Raw genomic sequence first — 4,411 nt, 5'->3', positions numbered from 1 at the left:
TCGGTCGCCTCCTTCGCGCAGACGGCCGAGGAGGCCTTCACGCGGCTGGCGGCGGACAGCTATTCGGACACCTCCCGTGCCATCGAGCTCCTGGTTTCGACCGCACACCCCAATGCCGCGCTGATCGTCGAGGCGCTCGGCGACGGGCGCCTGCTCGCCGGGCCGGGCGGCGTGGTGGTCAAGACGGTGGCCGGCGGGCTTGTCGATGCCCGCACCGGACAGGTGCTGACCACGGCTCCGGAGGGGTTGAAGCCGGTGCGCCTCAACAATGCGGTGCGCCGGAACGTCCAGGCGGCGCTCGGTGGCCTCAGCCTGCTGAATCCCGACCCGGCCCGGCGCGTCACGGCGGCGGAAGCCGTGTTCAAGTCGCGCGATGCCAGCCTGCTGCCGGTTGTCGAGGCCGCGATAGCCAGGGAGACGGATCAGCGCGCGCTCGCCGCCTTGCGGCAGGCCCAGGCCGCGATCCTGATCGCCAGGCCCGACGCCCAGCCGCTCGACCGTGTCGCGGCCGTCGAGGTTCTGCGCGAGCGCGGCGATCAGGATGCGCTGGCCGCGCTGCGGGGCCTCGCCGGTGAAATCACCCCCACCTTGCGGGATGCGCAGAACCGGGCCATCGCCGCCATCGAGGGGCGCCTTGCTCTGTGGCGTGTCGCGCAGAACCTCTGGTACGGCCTGTCGCTCGGCTCCGTCCTGCTGCTCGCCGCCATCGGCCTCGCCATCACCTTCGGCGTGATGGGTGTCATCAACATGGCCCATGGCGAGATGGTGATGCTCGGCGCCTACACCACCTTCGTGGTTCAGGAGCTGATCCGCTCCCATGCGCCTGGGCTGTTCGACTGGTCGCTGGCGATCGCGCTGCCCGCCGCCTTCATCGCTGCCGGCGCCGTCGGGATAGCGATCGAGCGCGGCGTCATCCGTTTCCTCTATGGCCGCCCGCTGGAGACGCTGCTGGCGACATGGGGCATCAGCCTCATCCTGCAGCAGGCCGTGCGCACGGCCTTCGGCCCGACCAATCGCGAGGTTGGCGCGCCCGCTTTCATGTCCGGTGCCTTCGAACTCGGTGGTTTAGCCATCACCTATAACCGACTCTGGATCATCGTCTTTGCGGCGCTGGTCTTCGCCACGCTGCTTGCCATTCTGAAACTCACGCCGATGGGCCTGCAGATGCGGGCGGTCACCCAGAACCGCCGCATGGCGTCGGCGATGGGCATCCGCACCGGCCGCATCGATGCCCTGACCTTCGGGCTGGGCTCCGGCGTCGCCGGACTGGCTGGCGTCGCGCTCTCGCAGATCGACAACGTCAGCCCCAATCTCGGCCAGAGCTACATCATCGACTCGTTCATGGTCGTGGTCTTCGGCGGCGTCGGCAATCTCTGGGGCACATTGGTCGGCGCCATGACGCTGGGAGTCGCCAACAAGCTGCTCGAACCCTATGCCGGGGCGGTGCTCGGCAAGATCGCGCTGCTCGTCTGCATCATCCTCTTCATTCAGAAACGCCCGCGCGGCCTGTTCGCGCTCAAGGGCAGGGCGGTGGAAGCATGATCACCTCCTTCCTCCTGCAGAAGATGGACAGGCGCGGCGGCATCTTTCTCGCCATCCTGCTGGCTCTGGCCGTGCTGGTCCCGCTGTCCAACCTGCTGCTGCCGGTATCGTCCCCCTTCCATGTCCCGACCTCGACCATGTCGCTCTGGGGCAAATACCTCTGCTACGCGCTGCTCGCGGTCTCGCTCGATCTGGTCTGGGGCTATTGCGGCATCCTCAGCCTCGGCCACGGCGCCTTCTTCGCGCTCGGCGGCTATGCGATGGGCATGTATCTGATGCGCCAGATCGGTACCCGCGGCGTCTACGGCAACCCGGTCCTGCCCGATTTCATGGTCTTCCTGAACTGGCAGGAGCTGCCCTGGTACTGGTGGGGCTTCTCCTCCTTCCCCTTCGCCATGCTGATGGTGCTTCTGGTGCCGGGCCTGCTCGCCTTCGTCTTCGGCTGGTTCGCCTTCCGCTCGCGCGTGACCGGCGTCTATCTCTCGATCATCACCCAGGCGCTGACCTATGCGCTGCTGCTCGCCTTCTTCCGCAACGACATGGGCTTCGGCGGCAATAACGGCCTGACCGATTTCAAAGACATTCTCGGCTTCAACGTCCAGGCGCAAGCGACTCGCGCCGCGCTGTTTTCGATGACCTGCGTCATGCTGGCTGCGGGCTTCCTGATCGCGCGCGGCATCGTCGTCTCGAAGCTCGGCAAGGTCGTGATCGCGATCCGCGACGCGGAATCCCGCACGCGCTTCCTCGGCTACCGGGTCGACCGCTTCAAGCTCTTCGTCTTCACCGTCTCGGCCTGCATGGCGGGGGTGGCCGGTGCGCTCTACGTCCCGCAGGTCGGCATCATCAATCCCAGCGAGTTCGCCCCTGCCAACTCGATCGAGACCGTGATCTGGGTCGCGGTCGGCGGGCGCGGCACGCTGGTCGGCGCCGCCCTGGGCGCGGTCGTCGTCAACTGGGCCAAGACCGTGTTCACCTCGGGCTTCATGGCTCCGTACTGGCTCTTCGCGCTGGGCGGGCTCTTCGTCGTCGTCACGCTCTTCCTGCCCAAGGGCATTCTCGGCACGGCGGAAGCGCTCTGGGCGCGCCGACGCAAGCCGGAAGCCCTGCCGGCGGCCGAGCCGGCCCCGGCGGAGTGATCCGATGAACGCTCCCGTGCCCGGCGCCCTGACCTCCTCGCTGCTCTATCTCGACGGCGTCAGCGTCTCCTTCGACGGCTTCAAGGCGATCCGCGGCCTGTCGCTCACCATCGCACCCGGCGAGATGCGCGCGATCATCGGCCCCAACGGCGCCGGCAAGACCACGATGATGGACATCATCACCGGCAAGACGAAGCCGGATGTCGGCACGGTGATGTTCGGCGGCAGCGTCGACCTGACCAGGCTGGACGAGGCCGCGATCGCCAATCTCGGCATCGGCCGCAAGTTCCAGAAGCCGACGGTGTTCGACTTCCACACGATCGAGGACAACATCCTGCTGGCGCTGAAGTCCAAGCGGACCGTCGGCAGGACGCTGTTCTGGAAGACGGAGGCCGCGCAGCAGAAGCGCATCGACGACATCCTCGGCATCGTGAAGCTCGCCGACAAGCGGGACCGGCTCGCGGGCTCCCTCTCGCACGGCCAGAAGCAGTGGCTCGAGATCGGCATGCTCCTGGCCCAGGACCCGAAGCTCCTGCTCGTCGACGAGCCGGCTGCCGGCATGACCGACGGCGAGACCGCCCAGACGGCGGTGCTGCTCAGGGACATCGCCAGGGATCATTCCGTCATCGTCGTCGAGCACGACATGGGCTTCATCCGCGAGCTCGGCGTGAAGGTGACGGTGCTGCATGAAGGCTCGGTACTGGCCGAAGGTCCACTCGACCAGGTCAGCGCGAACGAGCGCGTCGTCGAAGTGTATCTGGGGCGGTGAGGATGGAAGACTTGCACAGCCCACATCCTGAGGAGCCGCGCAGCGGAGTCGCGAAGGAGGTTCCAGATATCTCCGGAGCCTCCGGGAGCATCCTTCGAGGCGCGCTTCTGCGACGCGCTCCTCAGGATCAGGGCCGTGCGGAGGCGGCCCCATGCTGACGGTCGATGCCATCAACCTCCACTACGGCGCCGCCCAGGCGCTTCGACATGTCTCGATCGCTGCCGAGCCCGGCAGGGTCACCTGCGTGATGGGGCGCAATGGTGTCGGCAAGACCTCGCTGATGCGCGCCATCGTCGGGCACCAGCCGATCTCGGCGGGGCACATCCGTCTCGACGGAGAGGATATTTCCGGCCTGCGCAGCGAGGAGCGCGCGCGGGCCGGCATCGCCTATGTGCCGCAGGGGCGGGAGATCTTCCCGCTGCTGACCGTGAAGGAGAATCTGGAGACCGGCTTCGCGCCGCTGAAGCGCGGGGAGCGCTTCGTCCCGGATGAACTCTTCGACCTGTTCCCCGTGCTGAAGTCGATGCTCGGCCGGCGCGGCGGAGACCTCTCGGGTGGCCAGCAGCAGCAACTCGCGATCGCGCGGGCGCTGGTCACCCGACCCAGGCTGCTGGTGCTGGACGAGCCGACCGAGGGCATCCAGCCCTCGATCATCAAGGATATCGGCCGCGCCATCGACTATCTCCGCCAGAAGGGCGGCATGGCGATCGTGCTCGTCGAGCAGTATTTCGACTTCGCCCGCGAGCTCGCCGACACGATGTTCGTGATGGACCGCGGCGAAGTCGTGCTGTCCGGGCCGATGAGCGAGCTCGACGCCAACCAGGTCCAGCGGCTGATCCAGGTGTGAGGCCAAGGCCCGCCAACCGACAGCCGGCGGGTGTCGGGATGGCCTCGCTCACGCCGCGAGGTCGCGCGCCGCAAACACCTCCTTGGCGGCGAAGAGGCCGTTGAGCGCCGCCGGAAA

At 67.4% G+C, this 4,411-nt stretch carries 4 protein-coding genes; all 4 read left to right on the top strand.

Annotation, left to right across the window (positions count from 1 at the left end):
* On the top strand, nt 1-1,542 hold a 1,542-nt coding region (gene urtB, locus ACIPIA_RS10830; RefSeq protein WP_400509352.1), incomplete at its 5' end, for an urea ABC transporter permease subunit UrtB.
* Entirely contained in the window at nt 1,539-2,678 is a 1,140-nt protein-coding gene (gene urtC, locus ACIPIA_RS10825; protein ID WP_400509350.1) for an urea ABC transporter permease subunit UrtC, read from the top strand. The genes urtB and urtC, both read left to right, overlap by 4 nt.
* Nucleotides 2,679-2,682: 4 nt before the next feature.
* Nucleotides 2,683-3,447 (top strand): urea ABC transporter ATP-binding protein UrtD, encoded by a 765-nt coding sequence (gene urtD / locus ACIPIA_RS10820; RefSeq protein WP_400509348.1) that lies wholly within the window; start codon nt 2,683-2,685, stop codon nt 3,445-3,447.
* Between the two features lie 151 nt (nt 3,448-3,598).
* Nucleotides 3,599-4,294 (top strand): urea ABC transporter ATP-binding subunit UrtE, encoded by a 696-nt coding sequence (urtE, locus tag ACIPIA_RS10815; protein WP_400509346.1) that lies wholly within the window; start codon nt 3,599-3,601, stop codon nt 4,292-4,294.
* The last annotated feature ends 117 nt before the right edge of the window (nt 4,295-4,411 follow it).

The organism is Allobosea sp. CER48 (genome assembly GCF_044752385.1).
In the GTDB taxonomy this organism is placed as follows: Bacteria; Pseudomonadota; Alphaproteobacteria; order Rhizobiales; family Beijerinckiaceae; genus Allobosea.
The sequence above is the reverse complement of the archived record's forward strand: the minus strand, read 5'-3'. Positions and strand labels throughout refer to the sequence as shown.